Annotated in this window: 2 protein-coding genes; both read left to right on the forward strand. The window is 49.6% G+C overall.

Going from position 1 to position 3791, the window contains the following annotated elements; translation table 11 throughout:
* Positions 1-274: 274 nt before the first annotated feature.
* A complete protein-coding gene (locus O3Q51_18285; protein ID MCZ4410771.1) occupies positions 275-3481 on the forward strand; it encodes a hypothetical protein in 3207 nt (1068 codons plus the stop codon).
* Between the two features lie 32 nt (positions 3482-3513).
* Positions 3514-3791 (forward strand): hypothetical protein (locus O3Q51_18290; protein ID MCZ4410772.1); only part of this gene is annotated, 278 nt, incomplete at its 3' end.

The raw sequence follows: 3791 nt of genomic DNA on the forward strand, positions 1-3791 counted from the left end.
GGAGACAAAATCACGGATGTTTTGAGTAGTACCTGTTGGTTACCCACTCAAAAAATGAACTTGGGCACGTGTCCCCCGCTGGCGGGGGTGGATTCTGCGAGGTACGAGAAGAAGACGGGGGTGGGATTTGTCTTGTCCTGAAATAGGTTTACACAAATTCAGATAAAAATGGAAGAAGCCCTTGCGTATCGCAGTACCGGTGTTGAAAAAAATGGAGATCAGGTTGCTACCTCTTCGTCTTCTCGCGAGTGAGTTTTTCGTACTTTTCCCCTCGATGAAAACACCCTATTTCAAAAGGAGAAAATTTTGGCGTCGTGCACTCGCAGGCCTTGTTTTACTGCCCTTGCTTTTGTTTGGTGCGGCTCTGGTTTACCTCTACCAAAACCGTGATAGCATCATACAAACCGAAATTGCTACCATCAACCAAGGGTATCACGGTGAGATCAGCGTTGGGGCGACGCATATCGCACCTTTCAAGAACTTTCCTTACCTCTCTATAAAAGTTGACGATGTGAAAGTGATGGAGACCAAAGAAACCGATGCGGCCGCCATCCTTGAGGTGGCTGACATTTACGTCGGTCTCGATCTCAGAGATCTCCTGCAGGGCAATATCGACATCAAGAAGCTCCTGATCGAGGACGGGCATTTCGACATGGTGCTGCACAAGGACGGCAGCGATAACTTGAGCAATGCGCTGGCTATGGAAGGCGATACCACCTCCTCCGAACCGCTGCACCTCCACCTCAAAGGCATCGAGCTGAAAAACATCGACATCCACAAAAAGGATGAGAGCAACGGGCTTGATGTACAAACCCGAATAGCGTGGGCTACAGGCGGGTTTAAAAGCACCCCGCAGCATATCGCTGCCCACATCGATACGGAGTTTGAACTGAACATCATCAAGAACGGCGACACCACTTACGTGAAGCAAAAGCAGTTTGAATTTCATACTGATCTCGATTTCAATGAAAGCACGGGGATTTTGAGCATCGCTCGCTCAGAGATTAAAATGCCGTACGCCGATTTTGAGTTGTCGGGGATGGTAGACACCAAGAACCATATGGATTTGGATTTGGCCATCAAAGGGAGCAAACCCAATTTTGACCTCTTCATTGCTTTTGCACCCGAGGAGCTCAAGCCCATATTGGATCGGTATGAGAATGCGGGAAAGATTTACTTCAACGCGGTGGTGCGAGGTCCTTCGGCCTTTGGCTACCATCCCTTCTTTGATGTCAACTTCGGTGCGAGCGAGGCCTTTTTGGAAAACACGACTTACCGCAGGCGGATAGATGCGATGGGTTTCGAGGGGCATTTTACCAATGGCGCCGAACGGAATCCGACTACCATGCAGTTTTCCATGGAAAACATGACGGCCGATTTGGGAGAGGGCGATTTCACAGGTGCCGTGCGGGTCAAAAATTTTGAAGCGCCCGAAATTGAGATGAGTCTCGATGCGGATTTCGACCTCGACTTTATCGCCGAGTTTCTCAACCTGACGGAATACGAGGATGCCTCGGGCACCGTAGACCTGAAAATGAACTTCCACGACATCATTGACCTCGACCATCCCGAAAGGGCGCTGAGTAACCTGAATCAAGCCTACTACAGCGAGTTAACCGTGAAGGACCTGAAGGTGAACTCCGCAGACTTGCCCGCTCCTTTGAAAAGCCTCAACGCCCACGTGGTGATGCGCGGCCAAGCGGCCGAATTGGATCAATTTGAGTTGAAGTTGGGCGAATCGGATCTGTCAATCACGGGCTACTTGAGCGATCTGCCCGCTATTCTACACCAATCGCCAGTGCCCGTTACGGCACACCTCGACATTCAATCCAAGCTCTTGGATGTGGCCGAGCTCACGGGCTACACCCAAGGCGATACGGCAGGCATAGACGAGCGCATCGATGATTTGTCTTTGAGCTTGTCATTCGCATCTACCGCTCGCAATCTGGCTGTTTTCAACTACCTGCCTGAGGGCGAGTTTTTCGTAGACAGTCTTCACGCACGGCTCAAGCATTACCCGCATACCTTGCACGATTTTCACGTGGATATCCTCGTAGATGAAAGCGATCTGCGCATAAAAGACTTTACGGGCTACATCGATGATTCGGATTTTCACTTAAACGGCAAGGTGCACGACTATGCCTTTTGGATGCAGGACACCCTGTGGGGCGATGTGGACCTGGACCTGGGCTTGGAGTCGAAACGCCTGCGATTGGAAGACCTCTTTGCCTACCAAGGCGAAAACTACGTGCCCGAAGATTACCGCCACGAGGAATTCGACAACTTGAAACTGCACCTTACGGCGGGCATGCATTACCAACCATCGGGATTGCAATCCGTCGACGTAGACTTGGATCTCTTCGACGCCAAGATGCATCTGCACCCTATGCGTTTCCAAAATATGAGCGGACACTTTCACTATGAAGATGAGCAGCTTTTGGTAGAAAACTTTCACGGCGAATTGGGCCGTACCATCCTCAACGTGGATATCTCCTACGACCTGCGAACGGATTCGCTTCAAGATCGTCGAGAGAATTTCCTGATCTTAAAAACCAATTACATCGATTTTGATCAGTTGACCAATTTCAGTTCCGAGCCACCGAATTCAGGGTCGGAAGCGGCGCTCACTTCTGAAGATGTGGCGGAGCATGCCGAGGCATTTAATGTATACGAGTTGCCATTTAGCGATATGACCTTCGATTTGGACATCGGCCATTTCATTTACCATCGATTAGACATTCAGAACATCCAAGCAAAACTCCGCACCACGGAAGATCACTACCTCTACGTCGACACCCTGCAAATGAAAGCAGCGGGAGGAGATTTCAGCATGAACGGTTACTTCAACGGCAGTGACCCTGAACACATTTACCTCAAGCCACATTTGCAAGTAGACAAAGTTGACCTTGATCAGCTCCTGTTCAAATTTGAAAACTTCGGACAGGATGCGATTGTATCGGAAAACCTGCACGGGCAGCTATCTGCAACGGTCACGGGAAACATCCGCGTTTATCCCGACTTCGTTCCCGACTTGGATCAATCGGAAGTGCATATGGACGTGATGGCCTTGAACGGCCGTTTGGAGAATTATGATTACATGCTAATGCTATCCGATTACTTTGGTGATAAGAATTTGAGGAGCGTGCGCTTTGACACCTTGCAAAACCACTTGGACGTGATCGACGGGGTGCTCACCATTCCGAATATGACTATAGAGTCCACCCTGGGGCACATGGACATTTCGGGAAAGCAGGATATGGATAACAACATAGAATACTACGTGCGCATTCCTTGGGATTTGGTCAAGAAAGGTGCCATCAATCGGGTATTTGGCAGCAAGAAGAAAGAAGGAGAAGACCAAGGTGAAGATGAAATCGTGGAGGTGGATCCCAACGAAAATGTGCGCTACCTGAATTTGAAGATCACGGGTACTTTGGATGATTTTAAAATAGGACCGGGCAAGGAGAAGCAGAAAAGGTGAGAGAGATGAATAGTAATCTTTGATTGAATTTTATGTCTGGCCAATTGCCGCGGCTGGTATGGGTAGCTTCAGTGAGGCACGAACAGCAGACGGGCCTGCTAGCCGAAGAAAGGGGTGGGATGATTCATGTTATTCTCCTCCCTCGACAGTTTCAATCATTGAAACTGCCACTCCCTCAAGAGGGAGACAAACTCACGGATGTTTTGAGTAGTACTTGTTGGTTACCCACTCAAAAAATGAACTTGGGCACGTGTCCCCCGCTGGCGGGGGTGGATTCGGCGAGGTACGAGCAGAAGACGGGGGTGGGATG

The sequence above is a fragment of the Cryomorphaceae bacterium 1068 genome, assembly GCA_027214385.1.
Taxonomy (GTDB): domain Bacteria; phylum Bacteroidota; class Bacteroidia; order Flavobacteriales_D; family Cryomorphaceae; genus JAKVAV01.

Excerpts from the sequence above, each read along its gene's own strand:
- O3Q51_18285 (MCZ4410771.1), top strand. The coding sequence starts at position 275 with ATGAAAACACCCTATTTCAAAAGGAGAAAATTTTGGCGTCGTGCACTC.